Source organism: Methylobacterium sp. M6A4_1b (genome assembly GCF_053345175.1).
The window spans coordinates 329,679-345,891 of record NZ_JBKEZQ010000002.1 but is presented as its reverse complement, the minus strand read 5'-3'; the positions used below and the strand labels follow the sequence as shown (position 1 = coordinate 345,891).

The window sequence follows — 16,213 nt, the reverse complement described above, 5'->3', positions numbered from 1 at the left end:
TTCGTCACGATAATGATCGTGTATTTAGACTCATCTGCAATAACTAATTTCACAACTCTGCGATCCGATACAATTAAGCAGCTAAGGAACGAAAAGAACGTTAAATTTGCCTCCTCTATTTGTCATATTATCGAGGCTCTTCCTAAATCTGCAAGTTCGATCGATCAATCCATCGATAGACTGCGAATTATTATGGATCGCGAATATGCAATTCCTGTCTTGCCATTCTCCAGTATAATCGATCTTGAAATTTCCTCGCGCAATCAAGATTTCAAGGCAGATATATATTGTAAATGGCATGAAATAATTTATCTTGATGATAATGTGTCTTCCTTCTCGAATATTCGGTTGAAAACTAAAGAAGCAATCAGGAAAGCGTTAGAAAATTTTCCTGAAGGAAATCTGCGGAGGCAGGCGAGAGCTAAGTATATAATTCGGGGAAAATTTCGGCCTACTGCGGTAGAACTCCTTAAATTTAATCAAGAAGCGATGCTGCGAGAAGCTCAAGCAGTGCTTCCCGAAATAGCTCCGATTTTTCAAGCTGGGGGATTATACGATGCGATTTTAGGCAGAGTTGACCCGACCAATTTTGAAATACTCCTTCGCGAGACAATTCTCCATCCGGCAGTATTAGCGAAGCTCTCGTTTCATCCTGATTTTGACGTTAAACCAATATCCCATTTTTTCTGGCGTCAGTCGGAAAGACTTATTTCGATAATCGATAGCCAGATATCACATGCTGCTGAGGTTCAATCAGTAACAGGAATGTCGTTTAAGGATTTTAGCTCCGCGATGGAGCGGTATTTTATCTCAGAAGAATACTTCCAAGATACGCTTATGAAACTTGGTGCGAGCCCGAATTCTGAGCCTGGATCCGCTCTTGGAACTAAAAATTTACTCGGAATGATTGCTCAATTATCTTTAAAAAAAATACAGGCTCATGCAAACCCGGCCAAAAAAATTGATTTCCTGAAGATCGCTTCTCTGAAACAAGGTGACTTCGGCGATGCAATGCATTGCATGTATCAGCCCTACGTAGATATTTTCTGCTGCGATAAGCGCACGAAGCTTCTTTTGGAGAAATTTGTACGGAATGCGGATAATATCTGCTGCTCAGAGGCAGAGCTTCTTTCCCGAACTGAAGGCAATTATAAAACGTCTCTCTAGTCGCTAGTCCATCGTCGAGCAGGCTTAGGCGAGTCCCCCCTTTCGCCATAAAACCCACCAAGTTCGCGCGCCAGACTCCCGGCCCCGCGCGCCCACCGACTCGACTCGGGCGCACGAAATCCCCCAAACCATCCGGCGGCGGCCGGGGCGGGGACCTGAGGCCCGAACAGGATGTCCATGTTCTTCCGCAAGCGCGACAAAACCCCGGCGCCCGCGCCGATCGCCTCCGACGAGCCGGCCCTGCCCAATCGCCTGTCGCCCCGCAGCCCCAGCGAGGCGATCAAGCCCACCGCCGCGCCGCCGCCGCCCGTCCGCCCGGTCCGTGAGCGCGGCGGGCTGCTCGCCCGCATCTCCGGCCTGCTCACCGCCTCCGTGGTGCTCGCCATCGCGGTGATGATCGGCGTGACCCTGTTCGAGCGCCAGACCAAGGAGCCGGGGCCGCTCTCCGCCGACAAGGTCGTGGTCATCCCGCCCCGCAGCGGCACCTCCGAGATCGCCGAGGCGCTGTCCCGCGAGGGCGTCATCACCCACACCGCCCTGTTCGAATGGGCCGCCCGCTTCTCGGGCAAGGCCCTGAAGGCCGGCGAGTACACGTTCAAGGCCCATGCCAGCATCGGCGAGGCCATCGACACCCTGGCCTCCGGCCGGCAGGTGCAGCACGCCATCACGTTTCCCGAGGGCCTGACCTCCGAGCAGATCGTGATGCGGCTCAACGAGAACGACGTGCTCGCGGGCGACATCAACGAGATCCCGCCCGAGGGCTCGCTCCTGCCCGACACCTACAAGTTCGAGCGCGGCGCCACCCGCCAGCAGATCGTGAACCTGATGCGCGCCAAGCAGCGCGAGGTGCTCAACCAGATCTGGCTGCGCCGCTCGGCCGAGATCCCGGTGAAGACGCCGGCCGAGATGGTGACGCTGGCCTCCATCGTCGAGAAGGAGACCGGCCGGGCCGACGAGCGGCCCCGCGTCGCGGGCGTGTTCGTCAACCGCCTCAACAAGCGCATGAAGCTGCAATCGGACCCGACCATCGTGTACGGGCTGGTGGGCGGGCGCGGCACCCTCGGGCGCGGCATCCAGCGGGCCGAGATCGAACGCGCGACGCCCTACAACACCTACGTGATCGAGGGCCTGCCCCCCGGCCCCATCGCCAATCCGGGCCGCGCGGCCCTGGAGGCGGTGGCCAACCCCTCGCGCACCAAGGACCTGTTCTTCGTGGCCGACGGCACCGGCGGCCACGCCTTCGCCGAGACCCTGGAGGGCCATTCGCGCAACGTCGCCCGCTGGCGCCAGGTCGAGCGCGCCCGCCAGACGCCGACGCCGGACGCGGTGGTCGACAAGGCCGACCCGCCGGGCGCCGCCGCCGTCCCCGGCACCGCCTCGGCCTACGCCCCCGAGGGCACCAACATGGCCGCGACTCCGGAGGGCGGGGCCAACCGGCCGAAGGCCTTCGACGCCTCTGAGGGCACCCGCCTCGACCCCCTGCGCAACAAGACCTTCGACCTGAACTCGCCCAAGACCGTGCCGGTGCTCAAGCAGCCGTAAGGGGCTTCCGGTTGGGGGGCTGAACAACAAGCGCTTCAGCCCGAGATGCCGGATGAACCACCCCGTCATCCCGGGGCCGCGGAGCGGAGCCCGGGATCCAGAACCGCAAGGGGTGCAGAATGTGACTCCGTCGGCAGCTCTGGATTCCGGGCTCGCCTGCGGCGCCCCGGAATGACGGGGTGCCTTCATAGGCGAACGCCCGCTCTCCCATCCGGAATGACGGTGGCACCGCTCGCCTCCACACCCGGCAGGGTCGTCCGACCACCCCACTCCCAGCCCCTCCCCACACGGGGGCCGGAACGAACGCGAAGACAGCCATGATCCTCTCCAGCATGACGGGCTTCGCCCGGGCGGCGGGCACCACCGGGCCGGTGCAATGGGCCTGGGAGGTCCGCAGCGTGAACGGGCGCGGCCTCGACGTGCGCCTGCGGGTGCCGAACGGCTACGACGCCCTCGGCGAGGTCGCCCGCACCGCCCTGCAGAAGACCCTGGCCCGCGGCCAGTGCCAGCTCTCCCTGAGCCTGACCCGGCCCGAGGCGGCGCCCCGCGTGCGCCTCAACGAGGCGCTGCTCGGCCAGCTCGCCGCCGCCGTCGCCCGCGTGCCCCGGCCCGAGGGGCTGGCGCCCGCCACCCTCGACGGGCTCCTCGGCATCCGCGGGGTCATCGAAGCCGACGAGGAGCCGGGCGCCGACGCGGAGGCCCTGGCCCGCGACCTCGCCGAGGGCGTGGTCCGCCTCGTGGCCGACCTCGTGGAGGCGCGCCGGGCCGAGGGGCGGGCGCTCCGCGGGGTGATCGAGGGCCAGCTCGCCGAGATGGCCCGCCTCACCGCCGCCGCCGAGGCCTGTCCGGCCCGCAGGCCGGAGGCGGTGAGGGCGCGCCTCGCCGCCACCGTCGCGACCCTGCTGGAGGCCGGCACCCTCGATCCCGACCGCCTGCACCAGGAGGCGGTGCTGCTGGCCGCCAAGGCGGACGTGCGCGAGGAGCTCGACCGCCTCCAGGCCCACCTCGCCGCCGCGGCCGAGCTGCTGGCCGCGGGCGGCGCCGTCGGCCGCAAGCTCGATTTCCTGGCCCAGGAGCTCGGGCGCGAGGCCAATACCCTGTGCGCCAAGGCGAATGACATCGCGCTGTCGCGGATCGGACTCGACTTGAAGGCCGTGGTGGAGCAATTCCGGGAGCAGGTTCAGAACGTCGAATAGGTTTTTCCAGAGATGCGCGACGCATTGACGATGAATGCCGGGGCGATCGCGCGGCGCGGGTTCATCCTCATCCTGTCCTCGCCCTCGGGCGCGGGCAAGACGACCCTGACCCGGGCGGTCGCCGCCGATCCGAAATGGGGGCTCGACCTCTCGATCTCGGTGACGACCCGGCAGCGCCGTCCCTCGGAGATCGACGGGAAGCACTACAGCTTCATCGACCGCGAGGCCTTCGACGCCCTGCGCAGCGCCGACAACCTGCTCGAATGGGCCGAGGTGCACGGCAATTTCTACGGCACCCCGCGCAAGCCCGTGGAGAAGGTGCTGGGCGCCGGCCGGGACATGATCTTCGACATCGACTACCAGGGCACCCGGCAGGTGCGGGCCAAGCTCGCCGAGGACGTGGTGACGGTGTTCATCCTGCCGCCGTCGCTGGCCGAACTGCGCCACCGCCTGGAGCGCCGGGCCGAGGATTCCCCGGACACCATCGAGAAGCGCCTCGCCAACGCCCGGCTGGAGATCCAGCGCTGGAGCGAATACGACTACGTCATCGTCAACGACGACCTCGACGACGCCTTCCGCTCCCTGGAGGGCATCCTGATCGCCGAGCGGCAGAAGCGCGCCCGCCGCACCGGCCTGACCGCCTTCGTCGAGGGCCTGCTCGCCGAGCCCGACTGAGGGGCGGGTTGCCGCGGACAGGAACGTTCGCCGAACCCTGCGGGTTGGACCGCGATTCCGGTGGCCGGGGTCGAGAGGCGCGAACCCGAGAGCCGTCGCGATGCGCGAGAGATCCAGTGACATCGCCGTGATCGGCGCCGGCACCGCCGGCCTCGCCGCCTTCCGCGCCGCCCGCGACGGCGGCGCCGACGCCGTCCTGATCGAGGCCGGCCCCGGCGGCACCACCTGCGCCCGGGTGGGCTGCATGCCCTCGAAGCTGCTGATCACGGCCGCCAACGCCGCGCATGCGGCGCGCCACGCCGGCGTCTTCGGCATCGAGGCCGGCCCGGTGCGGGTGGATGGCCGCCGCGTGCTGGACCGCGTCCGGTGCGAGCGCGACCGCTTCGTGGCCGGGGTACTCGCGGGCGTCGACGCCATTCCCGCCGAGGCCCGCCTCGCCGGGCGCGCCCGCTTCACCGGACCCGACGCCCTGGCGGTGGACGACCACACCACCCTGCGCTTCCGCGCCGCGGTCGTCGCCACCGGATCGAGCCCGGCCGTGCCCGAGCCCCTGCGCGACCTCGGCGACCGGCTGCTCACCAGCGACACGGTGTTCGAGATCGCAGACCTGCCGGAGTCCCTCGCGGTGCTCGGCGGCGGCGCCGTCGGCCTCGAACTGGCGCAGGCCATGGCCCGCCTCGGGGTCGCCGTCACCCTGTTCGACCCGGGCACGCATCTCGCCGGCCTGCGCGACGACGGCCTCGCCGCCGAGGCGCGCCGGCTCTTCGGCGAGGAGATGGTTCTCCACCTCGGCGGCACCGTCGAGGCCGGTGTCCGCGCGGGAGACGGCGTGCGCCTGACCTGGACGGACGAGGCCGGAACCCGCGCGACGGGCACCTTCGCCCGGGTCCTCGCGGCGGCGGGCCGCCCGCCCAACGTCCGGCATCTCGGCCTCGCGGAGGCGGCCCTGAGCCTCGACGATCACGGCCTGCCGGACTTCGATTCCCGCAGCCTGCTCTGCGCCGGCGCTCCGATCTTCATCGCGGGCGACGCCAATGCCGACCGGCCGGTGCTGCACGAGGCCGCGCGCCAGGGCCGGATCGCGGGCGCCAACGCCGCGCGCCTCGTCGCCTCGGGCCGGGCGGCCGTCGCGTCGCCCCGGCCCTGGACCCCGCTCACCATGGTCTTCACCGAGCCCCAGGCGGCCAGCGTCGGCGAGGCCTACGATCCCGCGGCCACGGACCGGGTCCTCGGCACGGTGGATTTCCGCGATCAGGGCCGGGCCCGGATCATGGCCGAGAATGCCGGCGCCCTGCGGCTGCATGCCGACCGCGGCGGGACGCTGAAGGGCGCGGAGATGCTGGGGCCGGCCTGCGAACACCTCGCCCAGTTCCTCGCCCTCGCCCTCGCGGAGGGGCTGACCGCGCAGACCCTTCTCGATCGGCCCTTCTATCATCCGACCGTGGAGGAGGGGCTGAAGACCGCCCTGCAGGCCATCGTCGCGGCGCTGGACGAGCAGGCCTGATCCGGGCCAGGTCTCGTTTCGGCGCGCGCGGACGATCCGGCGAAGCCTGCGCGTATCGGGTGGGACTCCAGCCCGCAGAGCCCGATCCCGCATCGGACCGAAGGCGCGCGACGACCCGCCGGCCGGGTCGAACCCGACCTCGCCACTGAACCACGGGTTTCATCACCGGGCAGGTCGGCCGACGAATACAATCGGGATTTCTTCGTTCGTCGTGATGGACGTTCCGGCGTCGCGCAGAATTCTCCGATAGACTTGGGAATTACGCATGAAACGGCGCGACACAGCAGAACAAATGTAAAAAATGTTGGAAATCAACAATCTGTGCATATTGAGCTGCAGCTATCGCGTCATCCTCTTATTGAGCACCGCGTCGGATGCGCATTAACGGCCTGTTCGAAATTTCATGAAAGGAATACGGAGAGTAATATTTCACTTATATCGAGATCGAGTAACAATAATGCGTATCGCGACCTCGCTTCAAGGCAAACTCATCGCCTGCTTCTCGGTGATGCTGATCTTGATCTTCGGTCTGGCCGCTCTGGCCTACCAACAGATCGAGACCATCAACAGCGCGGCCACCGAGCTGCGAACGGCGAGGCTGCCCGCGACGCAAGCTCTGGGGGCGATCCAGGCCGCGACCCTGCGCGTTCGCATCAACGGCGGTCGCGTGCTCTCCGCCAAGACCCCGCAGCAGAAGGCGGAGGCCATGGCGCTGATCCAGCAGCGGATCGCCGAGCTCGGCACGCAGCAGGCGCGCTACGCCCAGCAGATCCGGACCGCGTCGACCCGGGAGATCTACGCCACCTTCGAGCGCCAGTGGGCGACCTACCTCGCCCAGCAGACGGACGGCCTCGCCGCGGCGGAGCGCGGCGACCTGCCGGCGGCGCAGGAGCAGTACAACACGACGCTGTCCGAGACGATGCGGGCCGTCATCGCCAGCCTGACCAAGCTCTCGGAGATCGAGGTCGCCGCGGCGGCCGCGAGCGGCGCCGAGGCACAGGGCGCCTACGACAATGCGCGCAGCCAGATGCTCGCCTTCGTCCTCTTCGCGGCACTCGTCGCCATCGGCGCCGTCGCCATGCTGGTCCTGGCGATCAGCCGGCCGCTGTCGCACATGACGGACGCCATGCGCCGGCTCGCTTCGGGCGACACCGCGGCGGAGATCCCGGCGAACGGTCGCCGCGACGAGATCGGCGCCATGTCGGCCGCCGTCCTGATCTTCCGGGAGAACATGATCCAGGCCCGCCAGTTGGAGGCCGAGACGGCGCAGGCGCGCCTCGATGCCGAGCAGCAGCGCAAGGCCGGCATGCGCCAGATGGCCGACGCCTTCGAGCAGGCGGTGGGCGGCATCGTCGGCATGGTCTCGTCCGCGGCGACGGAATTGCAGGCGACCGCGCAGACCATGACGGTGACGGCGGCCGAGACGGCGGACCAGTCGGTCAGCGTCGCCGCCGCGGCCGAGCAGGCGGCCGCCAACGTGCAGACGGTGGCCGCGGCGGCCGAAGAACTCGGGTCCTCGGTCCAGGAGATCGGGCGGCAGGTCTCGGGCTCGTCGGACCTCGCCCAGACGGCCGTCGGCGAGGCGGACCAGACGATGCAGCTGGTCCAGGCCCTGAGCCAGGCCTCGGCCCGGATCGGCGACATGGTCGGGCTGATCTCGAACATCGCGAGCCAGACCAATCTCCTCGCGCTCAACGCCACCATCGAGGCGGCGCGGGCCGGCGAGGCCGGGCGCGGCTTCGCGGTGGTCGCCACCGAGGTGAAGGAACTCGCTTCGCAGACGGCGCGGGCGACCGAGGAGATCGGTACGCAGATCGGCCAGATCCAGGGCGTCACCGGCCAGGCCGTCGCCGCCATCGGCTCGATCACGACGCGCATCCGCGAGATCAACGGGGTCGCCACCTCGATCGCCGCCGCGGTCGAGGAGCAGGGTGCGGCGACCCAGGAGATCGTCCGCAACGTCGCCCAGGCTTCGACCGGAACGACCGAGGTGACGAGCAACATCGCGCGCGTGGCCCAGGCCTCGGAAGCGACGGGCACGGCAGCCGGTCAGGTGCTGTCCGCGGCCTCCGAACTCTCGCACCAGTCCGAGCACCTGAACACCGAGGTCGCGCGCTTCCTCCAGACCGTGCGCGCCGCCTGAGACCGGACCTCGACGAGCCGACCTCGTCGAGGTCCGCCCGCGCGGCGGCGCGGGAGAGGGTCAGGTCGGTGTCATCGCGGTCGCCGCGGCGACGCGCCCGCGGTGGCCGCTCACCGTATTGCCGAGGGATGCCACCACGATCAGGGCGATCGCCAGCCATTCGGTGGGGCTCAGACGCTCGCCGAGAATCGCGAGACCGGCGAGGGAGCCGACCGCGGGCTCCAGGCTGAGGAGCACGCCGAAGCTCTGCTTCGACATCCGCTTCAGGGCGACCATCTCCAGGGTGTAGGGCAGGGCGCTCGATAGGGCCGCCACCGCGAGGCCGAAGCCGAGCATGGCCGGCTCCAGCAGCAGCGCGCCCGCCTTCGCGATCCCGAAGGGCATCACCACCAAAGCCGCCACCGACATGCCGACGGCCACCGCCCGCCCACCGTGGAGATGCCCGACCCGCTGGCCGAAGACGATGTACAGCGCCCAGCACAGGGCCGCACCGAGCGCGCAGCCGACGCCGATCGGATCGAGCCCCGTGGAGATGCCGCCGAGGGGCAGCAGGAGGGACAGGCCTAGAACGGCGCAGGCGATCCAGGCGAAGTCGATGGCCCGTCGCGACATCGCGAGGGCGAGCGTCAGCGGACCGGAGAACTCGATGGCGATGGCGAGCCCCAGCGGGATCGCGCGCAGCGAGAGGTAGAACAGCAGGTTCATCGCGCCCAGCACGGCACCGTAGAGCAGCAGAGACCGGCGATCGGCGGCGCTCGGGCGCAGGCGCCAGGGTCGCCAGATCGCCACCAGCATCAGCGCCGACAGGCCGACCCGCAGCGTGGTGGTGCCCTCCGCTCCGAGGACGGGGAACAGGTGCTTGGCGAAGGAGGTGCCGACGCTGAGGGAGACGATACTGCCGAGAAGGGCCGCGACCGGCAGGAGCGTCGCGGCCAGCCCGGCGGGAACGGCCGACGGCCCGTGGCGCGATGAGGAATCCATGTCGGCCGCGTCAGGTCGCCGGAGGCAGGATCATGGCGCGCCGGGCCTCAAGGGCCTGCCAGAGCAGCAGGGCCGGCAGGCCCAGAACGACGTCGGGCACGCGCTTGATCAGCGACAGGGCGAGGGCGGTGCCCGCATCAATGCCGAACAGGCTTCCGAGGAGGACGAAGCCGCCCTCCTGCACGCCGAGGCCGCTCGGCACCGGAAAGGCCGCGGACTTGATCGCCTGGCTCAGCGCTTCGATCACCACGACCTCGGTGAAGCTCACCGACTCGACGCCGATGCAGGCGAGGGCGATCCAGATCTCCAGGGCGCCGAGCCCCCAGGCGGCCAGGTGAAGCAGGACCGAGCCGGCGAGCCGGCCCCACCGGGCGCGCGCCCAGACGGCGTCGAGGGCGTCGTAGACCCCACCGCCCACGGGCGAGGCTTCGGGGGCGTCGCCGCGAAAGGCCCGGCGCAACCGGCCGAAGACCCGTCGCCCGAAGGCCCGCGCGGCCGGGCTGCGCTGAACCGCCAGGAAGGCCCCCAGCAGGAGGGCCGTGACCGCGAGCACCCGCAGGACCCAGGTCGCCAGGGCCTGGGCCGCCTCGCCCCCGACCTGCAGCAGGAGCCCGACCCCCGCCAGCGCGAACACGGCCTGGGTGCCGGCCTGGAACAGCATGTCGACCAGGATCGAGGCCGCCGCGAGGGTGCCGGCGGTGCCCCAGAAGGTCAGCAGACGGCCTCCCACCACGTCGCCGCCGACGGAGGCGACGGGCAGGAGCACGTTGATGCCCTCGCGGACGAAGCGCAGCAGGACGAAGGCGCCGGTCCCGGCGCGTCCCAGGCCGGGGAGGCCCTGGATCACCCAGCCCCAGGCGAGCCCGCACAGCAGGATCACCGCCACCCGCACCAGCACGATGGCGGCGAGGCCGCCGGGACCGACCCGGCCGAAGGCGTCGGCGACGGCGGCAAGATCGTTGGTGGCGATCAGCCAGATCCCGAGGGCGAGGCCGAGCAGGGTTCCGGCCAGGGGCAGGCGGCGCAGGACCTGGCGCCCGAGGCGGGCGGGCCAAGGCTGCCGGGCCGGCGGACGCTCGATCGTCCGTGTCGCGGTGGTGCGGAGTTCGTCAGGCATCCGATCGGTCAAGCATCGTCCGGTTTCAAGAAACGTCGGTCCGGGCTCCGTCCGTCCCGTGGAACGTCCGCGCCCGGCCCGGTCCCGCCGGGCGGCTCTCCCGGCATCCCCGCTCGGAGCGCTAGGGTTCGACCGAGCGGCCCTTGGCCGGGGCGTCCGCCCGGGTTAGGCCGCCTTTGGGGCCGAAATCGGGGAACAGGGCATCGATCGATTGGGCCGCCGGGGCCGCCGGGTCAAGCAGGTGGATGCGCTGCTTGGCGAGACTGTCCGCCGTGGCGACCGCGAGCGCCCGCTTCGGACAGGGGCCGAGGCAGCCGACCTCGACCACCCGGAGCTTGCGCGCGGTGACGCGCGCCTTCAGCTCGCGCCGCAGCTGCCGGCGCACCGAGCCCTTCTTCAATCCCTGACGCTTGACGCACTTGCCGCAGACGAGCACGAGTTCGGAGAACCCGGCGCGTGCCAAGCGGATCCGCACCGGGCGCGCCGTCCCACTTCTGTCTTCCATACTGTCACCGATGTCCCCTGAAGCCCGCGCCTGCCGCGGTGCCCGGGCGAAGCGCCTTAAAAAGGGCCGAAAAACGAAGGATTCCCCGGCTCAACACGAGGGCGGCGCGGGGGCTCCGCGGGCGTGACCATATGCATCGTCCTCCACCCCGTGCAGACTCGCCGTCCCTGACGGTGATACCTTAAGCCCGCCCTGATCGAGCCGTGTCTCGGGAACCTGAATTCATGAGTGCCGAGGAGGTCAAGCAGAAGGATCGCGTGCGGGGGGTGATCGACGTCGCCCTGCGCTCGCTGCCCGATCTGCGCCGCAACGCCGAGACCGTCGATCCGGTCTCGCGGAGCCGCGTCCCCGCGCTCCTGCGCCGGGCGCAGGAGCGGCTGGACTGGCGCCAGCTGCCCGGGATCCGGCCGCCCTCGAGCCAGCCGAAGAACCTCATCAAGAGCCTGGTGCGCCAGTTCGGCCTCTTCGTGATGCTGCCGACCGCGCTCGCGGGGATCTACTTCTACGCCTTCGCCGCCAATCAGTACGTGGCGATCTCGCAGTTCGCCGTCCGCGGCAATGTCGAACCGATGGAGGAAAGCTCCGGCGGGCAGTTCTCCGACCTGATCATGAAGCACAACAGCCAGGACAGCTTCATCATCCGCGACTTCGTCGAGAGCCGGGCGATCGTCGCGACGATGGAGGACCGCCTGAAGATCTCGAAGATGTTCTCGCGACCGGAGGCGGACTTCTGGACGCGCTACCGCGTCGGCGAGCCCATCGAGGAACTGGTCAAGTACTGGAACAAGCATGTCGGGACGCGGATCGAGGTGCTCTCGGGCATCATCACCCTCAGCGTCCGCGCCTTCACGCCCCAGGACGCCCTGACCATCAATCGCGCGATCGTCGAGCGCAGCGAGGCGCTGATCAACGAGATCTCGCGGCGGGCGCAGGCCGATATGGTCAAGCACGCCGAGGCCGAGGCGGCGAAGGCGCAGGAGCGCCTGCGCAACGCCCACCTGGCGCTGCAGGTCTTCCGCAACCGCTGGGGCATCATCGACCCGGCCAAGGCCGCGGAATCCACCCTCACGACGATCGCCGGATTGCGGAAGGACCGCCTGAAGGCCGAATCCGACCTCGCGGTGCTGCGCGGATCGAATCTCGACGAGAAGTCGCGCAGCATCCAGAACCTGGCCTCGACCGTCGCGGCCCTGGATCAGCAAATCCAGAAACTCACGGACCAGCTGACCACCGACGGCCTGTCGGGGGCGGAATCCGCCACGAACATGACCCGCGCGCTGCTGGAATACGAAAGCCTCCAGGTCGAGCGCACCATCGCGACGAAGCTCAACGAGTCGGCGAACCTGATGGTCGACCGCGCCCGCATCGCGGCGAACAAGCAGCAGATCTACCTCGCGACGTTCGTGGATCCGGCCCTGCCCGACGATTCGGTCTTCCCCCAGCGCGGCTACAGCATCATGGTCGTGTTCTTCGGATGCCTCGTGGTCTGGAGTTCGATCGCCCTGATCATCGCCGGCGTCAACGACCAGCGCCTCTAGCCCCTCCCGAGCACAGATCCGCCCCGCACGTCCGCATGTCCGAATTCACCGATCTCATCGCCCGCGCCGTCAATCCCTCCATGTCCCGCGCGGAGCGGGAGGCGGTCTATGGCGTCGTGAAGCAGGCGGTGGAGCGGCTTCAGGCACGGGACGGCCTCGCGCCGGACGACCCGCGGAGCGCCTTGCAGCAGCACCTCGTGGAGGAGACGATCCGGGACGTGGAGGCCGACATCGCCCGCTTCCACGCGCTGGAGAAGCTGGAGCGGGCGCACGCGGTCCAGATGGCCGGCGAGCACGTCCACGGCTCGCGGTAGACCTTTGCCCCCCTGACGGGCGGCCCGGCGGCGATCAGCCGTAGGCCGCCACCGCCCGCGCGCTTCCGGGCTCGGCCACGGACAGCCCGGCATCGACATACTCGTTGAGCTTGTTGCGCAGGGTCCGGATGGAGATGCCGAGGATCTTGGCGGCATGCGTCCGGTTGCCGAGGCAATGGTCGAGCGTGTCCAGGATGAGGTCGCACTCGACCTGCGCCACCGTCTGCCCGACGAGGCCGCGGGTCGCGGCCTCCGCCACCCGGGCGGCGCGCTCGGCCGGCCCGGCCGAGACCGGTGCGATGCTGTCGCCCTCGGGGGTGAGGATGGCGTCGGGGCCGATCTCCGGGCCGGAGGCGAGCAGCACCGCGCGGTGCAGGGTGTTCTCCAGTTCGCGGACGTTGCCGCGCCAGGGATTGGCGCGCACCAGTCCCTGCGCCTCGGCGCTCAGCGGCCGCACCGGCACGCCGTTCACCTCGGCGTATTTCTTGGCGAAGTGCGCCGCCAGTTCGAGGATGTCGGCCGGGCGCTCGCGGAGCGCCGGCAGGCGCAGGTGCACGACGTTCAGCCGGTAATACAGGTCCTCGCGGAAGGTGCCCTTGCGGACCTCCTCCACCAGGTTGCGGTTCGAGGTGGCGAGGACGCGGATGTCGACCTTCACCGGCGCGGTGCCGCCGACCCGGTCGATGACCCGCTCCTGCAGGGCGCGCAGCAGCTTCGACTGCAGGCGCACGTCCATCTCGGAGATCTCGTCGAGGAGGAGCGTGCCTCCGTGCGCTTCCTCGAAGCGGCCGATGCGGCGCGCCACGGCGCCTGTGAAGGCGCCCTTCTCGTGGCCGAACAGCTCCGATTCGAGCAGCGCCTCGGGGATCGCCGCGCAATTGACGGAGACGAAGGGCCGGTTGGCGCGGTTCGACTTGCCGTGCAGGTGGCGGGCCAGGACCTCCTTGCCGGTGCCGCTCTCGCCGGTGATGAGCACGGAGGCCTCCGAGCGCGCCACCTGCTCGGCGAGCTTGACCACCTTCTCCATGGAGGCGTCGCGCCAGACGAAGGCGCGCCCGTCCTCGGAGACCGCCTGCAGGACGGCGGCGATCAGCTCGGGATCGGGGGGCAGGGGGATGTATTCCCGCGCACCGGCCTGGATCGCGGCGACGGCGGCCCGGGCGTCGGTGGCGACGCCGCAGGCGATGACGGGGGTGCGGATGCGCTCCTCGGCGAGCGCCGTCACCAGATCGCGGATCGCCAGGGCGACGTCGATCATGATGAGGTCGGCCCCCTTCGCGCGCAGCACCGCGAGCCCCTGGGCGAGGCTCTCGGCGTTGGTGACGGCCGCGCCCCGGTTCATGGCGATCTTGGAGGCGGTGATCAGCTCGCCGTTGAGCCGTCCGATGATGAGTAGCCGCATGGCCCGGAATCTCCGTCAGGTGTGGCTTCGCGCGGGGGGCGCGGCGGCCGGATGGGCGTGGGGTGTCAGTGGTCGCTCTTGATGATCTCGGTCATCGTGACTCCGAGTCGGTCCTCGACCAGCACCACCTCGCCGCGCGCCACGAGGCGGTTGTTCACGAAGATGTCGATGGCCTCGCCGACCTTGCGGTCGAGTTCCAGCACGGCGCCGGGCTGGAGCCGGAGCAGGTCGCCGATCGGCATGCGCGAGGAGCCGAGCACCGCCGAGACGACCACCGGCACGTCGAAGACCTGCTCCAGGTCGGCGGCGCTCTTCGGCGTGGTCGGCGTCTCCCGGATCGACTCGGTGCCGAGGCCGTCGAAGGAGGCGTCGCCGCCGTTGAGCTGGGGCAGGCTGAAATCGTCGGACATGCGGGTTTTCCAGGGCGGAGATCGGGTCGGGCGGCGAGCCGGGCGGGCGAGTCGGGCAGGTGGGTCAGGCGGGAATTCCAAGGGCGGCGAGCACGGCGGCCTCGATCTGCGCGCGGTCCCGGACGACGCCGCCATCGGCCCATTCCATGCGGGCGTCGCCGGGCGCGAGATCGGGTTCGCCGAGCACCACGAGCCGCCCCTCGAAGCCGCGCTCGCGGGCGAGACGCTTCACCAGGGCCTCGGATTCGTCGACGAGGCTCTCATGCACCCGGACGACGAGATGGGGCACGCCGCGCAGGTGCTGGAGCGCGGCGCGGGCGGCGTCGCCGATCGCGGCCAGGGGCTGCGCGTCGAGGGCTTCGCCCGCGACCTTGCGGGCAAGCAGGATGGCGAAGTCGAGCGCCTCGTCCTCCCGCGCCCGATCGCGCGCGTCCGACTGTCCGATCAGGCCGGCCGCGGCGAGGCCGAGCCGGGTGAGGGCGTCCGAGAGGCGCGCCTGGATCTGCTGCTCGGCCATGGCCTGGCCCTCGCGCAGACCGCGCGCGTAGCCCTCGGCCTCGGCGCGCGCGACGGTCTCGGCGAGGGCCGCCGCCTCCTTGGCGGTGGCGGGGTTGTCCGGCCGCGGCCGGAAGTCGGTGTCGAAGAGGAAGCGGCGCGCGTTCAATAGACCAGCTCCTCCTCGCCGCTCGACTTGGCGATCATGATCTCGCCCTTCTCGGCCAGCTCCTTGGCGAGCTCGGTCATCTTGGCCTGAGCCTCGTCGACGTCCTTGAGGCGGATCGGACCGAGGGAGCCCATCTCGTCGGTGATGTTCTTGGCCGCGCGGGTGGACATGTTCTTCAGGAAGAAGTTGCGCACCCGATCGTCGGCGCCCTTGAGGGCGCGGCACAGGGTCTCGTTGTCGACCTTGCGCAGCAGGGTCTGGACGCTGCCGGCGTCGAGCTTCAACAGGTCCTCGAAGGTGAACATCAGCTGGCGGATCTTCTTGGCCGAGCCGCGATTGGCCTGGTCCAGGGCCGTGAGGAAGCGGCCTTCCGTCTGCCGGTCGAAGGCATTGAAGACGTCCGCCATCAGCTCGTGCGCGTCGCGCCGGGTGGTCTGGGCGATGGTGGAGACGAACTCGACGCGCAGGGTCTCCTCGATGTGGCGCAGGGCCTCCTTCTGCACCGTCTCCATCCGGAGCATCCGGTTCAGCACGTCGATGGCGAATTCCTCGGGCAGGATCGTCAGCACCTTGGCGGCGTAGTCGGAGCGCACCTTCGAGAGCACCACCGCCACGGTCTGCGGGTATTCGTTGCGCAGGAACGAGGCCAGGATCTCCGGATCGATCTGGGTCAGGCTCGCCCAGACGCGCTTGCCCGAGGCGCCCTTGATCTCGGCCATGATCGAGGAGACCTGATCGGTCGGGAAGATCTTGAGGAGCAGGGATTCCGTCCGCTCGAAGTTCGAGGTGATGCCGCCGCCGGAGGAGAGGCGCGAGACGAAATCGACGATCAGCTTCTCGACCGTCTCGGCTTCCAGCGAGCCGAGCTGCACCATGGCGTGCGAGACGAGCTTGACCTCGTCCTCGTCGAGCATCTGCCAGATCGGCGCGCCCTCGCTCTCCCCGAGGAGCAGAAGCAGCGCGGCGGCGCGCTGGGCGCCCGTCATGGCGCCGAAGGCACCGTTGCTGCCCTTGGCGAGTTCCGCCTGGATGTTCAAACCCGAGGACATGGTCTC

At 68.9% G+C, this 16,213-nt stretch carries 15 protein-coding genes; 8 read left to right on the top strand and 7 right to left on the bottom strand.

The annotated features are described in order from the left end of the window. Nucleotides 1-12 precede the first annotated feature (12 nt). The 6 genes from ACLBWX_RS03690 (at nucleotide 13) to ACLBWX_RS03665 (ending at nucleotide 8,227) form a co-directional block, all read left to right on the top strand. A complete protein-coding gene (locus ACLBWX_RS03690) occupies nucleotides 13-1,167 on the top strand; it encodes a hypothetical protein (protein ID WP_447675717.1) in 1,155 nt (384 codons plus the stop codon). Nucleotides 1,168-1,344: 177 nt separating this feature from the next. After that, the gene (mltG, locus tag ACLBWX_RS03685; RefSeq protein WP_447675783.1) at nucleotides 1,345-2,709 is read left to right on the top strand and encodes an endolytic transglycosylase MltG; all 1,365 of its coding nucleotides are present in this window, start codon (nucleotides 1,345-1,347) and stop codon (nucleotides 2,707-2,709) included. Nucleotides 2,710-3,026: 317 nt separating this feature from the next. Then, nucleotides 3,027-3,905 (top strand): YicC/YloC family endoribonuclease, encoded by an 879-nt coding sequence (locus ACLBWX_RS03680; RefSeq protein WP_447675716.1) that lies wholly within the window; start codon nucleotides 3,027-3,029, stop codon nucleotides 3,903-3,905. A gap of 12 nt (nucleotides 3,906-3,917) precedes the next feature. Next, complete coding sequence (gene gmk, locus ACLBWX_RS03675) at nucleotides 3,918-4,580, top strand: guanylate kinase (protein ID WP_447675715.1); 663 nt, start codon at nucleotides 3,918-3,920, stop codon at nucleotides 4,578-4,580. Nucleotides 4,581-4,680: 100 nt separating this feature from the next. Further along, entirely contained in the window at nucleotides 4,681-6,084 is a 1,404-nt protein-coding gene (locus ACLBWX_RS03670) for a dihydrolipoyl dehydrogenase (protein WP_447675714.1), read from the top strand. Nucleotides 6,085-6,541: 457 nt separating this feature from the next. Next, nucleotides 6,542-8,227, top strand: a complete 1,686-nt coding sequence (locus ACLBWX_RS03665) for a methyl-accepting chemotaxis protein (protein ID WP_447675713.1) — start codon at nucleotides 6,542-6,544, stop codon at nucleotides 8,225-8,227. 60 nt (nucleotides 8,228-8,287) lie between these two features. Here ACLBWX_RS03665 and ACLBWX_RS03660 read toward each other — a convergent pair whose 3' ends face one another. The 3 genes from ACLBWX_RS03660 to ACLBWX_RS03650 form a co-directional block, all read right to left on the bottom strand. After that, nucleotides 8,288-9,208: an EamA family transporter gene (locus ACLBWX_RS03660; protein ID WP_447675712.1), complete on the bottom strand. Its 921-nt coding sequence runs from the start codon at nucleotides 9,206-9,208 to the stop codon at nucleotides 8,288-8,290. A 10-nt stretch (nucleotides 9,209-9,218) separates the two neighbouring features. After that, complete coding sequence (locus tag ACLBWX_RS03655) at nucleotides 9,219-10,325, bottom strand: lysylphosphatidylglycerol synthase domain-containing protein (protein WP_447675711.1); 1,107 nt, start codon at nucleotides 10,323-10,325, stop codon at nucleotides 9,219-9,221. A gap of 121 nt (nucleotides 10,326-10,446) precedes the next feature. Then, the gene (locus tag ACLBWX_RS03650; protein ID WP_447675710.1) at nucleotides 10,447-10,830 is read right to left on the bottom strand and encodes a (2Fe-2S) ferredoxin domain-containing protein; all 384 of its coding nucleotides are present in this window, start codon (nucleotides 10,828-10,830) and stop codon (nucleotides 10,447-10,449) included. Between the two features lie 224 nt (nucleotides 10,831-11,054). Here ACLBWX_RS03650 and ACLBWX_RS03645 point away from each other — a divergent pair, with 224 nt between their 5' ends. Continuing rightward, nucleotides 11,055-12,368, top strand: a complete 1,314-nt coding sequence (locus ACLBWX_RS03645; RefSeq protein ID WP_447675709.1) for a capsule biosynthesis protein — start codon at nucleotides 11,055-11,057, stop codon at nucleotides 12,366-12,368. A gap of 35 nt (nucleotides 12,369-12,403) precedes the next feature. Beyond that, on the top strand, nucleotides 12,404-12,682 hold the full coding sequence (locus ACLBWX_RS03640; RefSeq protein ID WP_447675708.1) for a hypothetical protein: 279 nt from the start codon (nucleotides 12,404-12,406) through the stop codon (nucleotides 12,680-12,682). A 34-nt stretch (nucleotides 12,683-12,716) separates the two neighbouring features. Here the strand turns inward: ACLBWX_RS03640 and flbD are convergent, their stop codons facing one another. The 4 genes from flbD to fliG form a co-directional block, all read right to left on the bottom strand. Continuing rightward, nucleotides 12,717-14,084: a sigma-54-dependent transcriptional regulator FlbD gene (gene flbD / locus ACLBWX_RS03635; RefSeq protein WP_447675707.1), complete on the bottom strand. Its 1,368-nt coding sequence runs from the start codon at nucleotides 14,082-14,084 to the stop codon at nucleotides 12,717-12,719. Between the two features lie 65 nt (nucleotides 14,085-14,149). After that, nucleotides 14,150-14,494 (bottom strand): flagellar motor switch protein FliN, encoded by a 345-nt coding sequence (fliN, locus tag ACLBWX_RS03630; protein ID WP_055958008.1) that lies wholly within the window; start codon nucleotides 14,492-14,494, stop codon nucleotides 14,150-14,152. Between the two features lie 64 nt (nucleotides 14,495-14,558). Continuing rightward, the gene (locus ACLBWX_RS03625) at nucleotides 14,559-15,158 is read right to left on the bottom strand and encodes a FliH/SctL family protein (protein ID WP_447675706.1); all 600 of its coding nucleotides are present in this window, start codon (nucleotides 15,156-15,158) and stop codon (nucleotides 14,559-14,561) included. Then, a complete protein-coding gene (gene fliG / locus ACLBWX_RS03620; protein ID WP_447675705.1) occupies nucleotides 15,155-16,207 on the bottom strand; it encodes a flagellar motor switch protein FliG in 1,053 nt (350 codons plus the stop codon). Before fliG ends, ACLBWX_RS03625 begins: the two co-directional genes overlap by 4 nt. Nucleotides 16,208-16,213 lie beyond the last annotated feature (6 nt).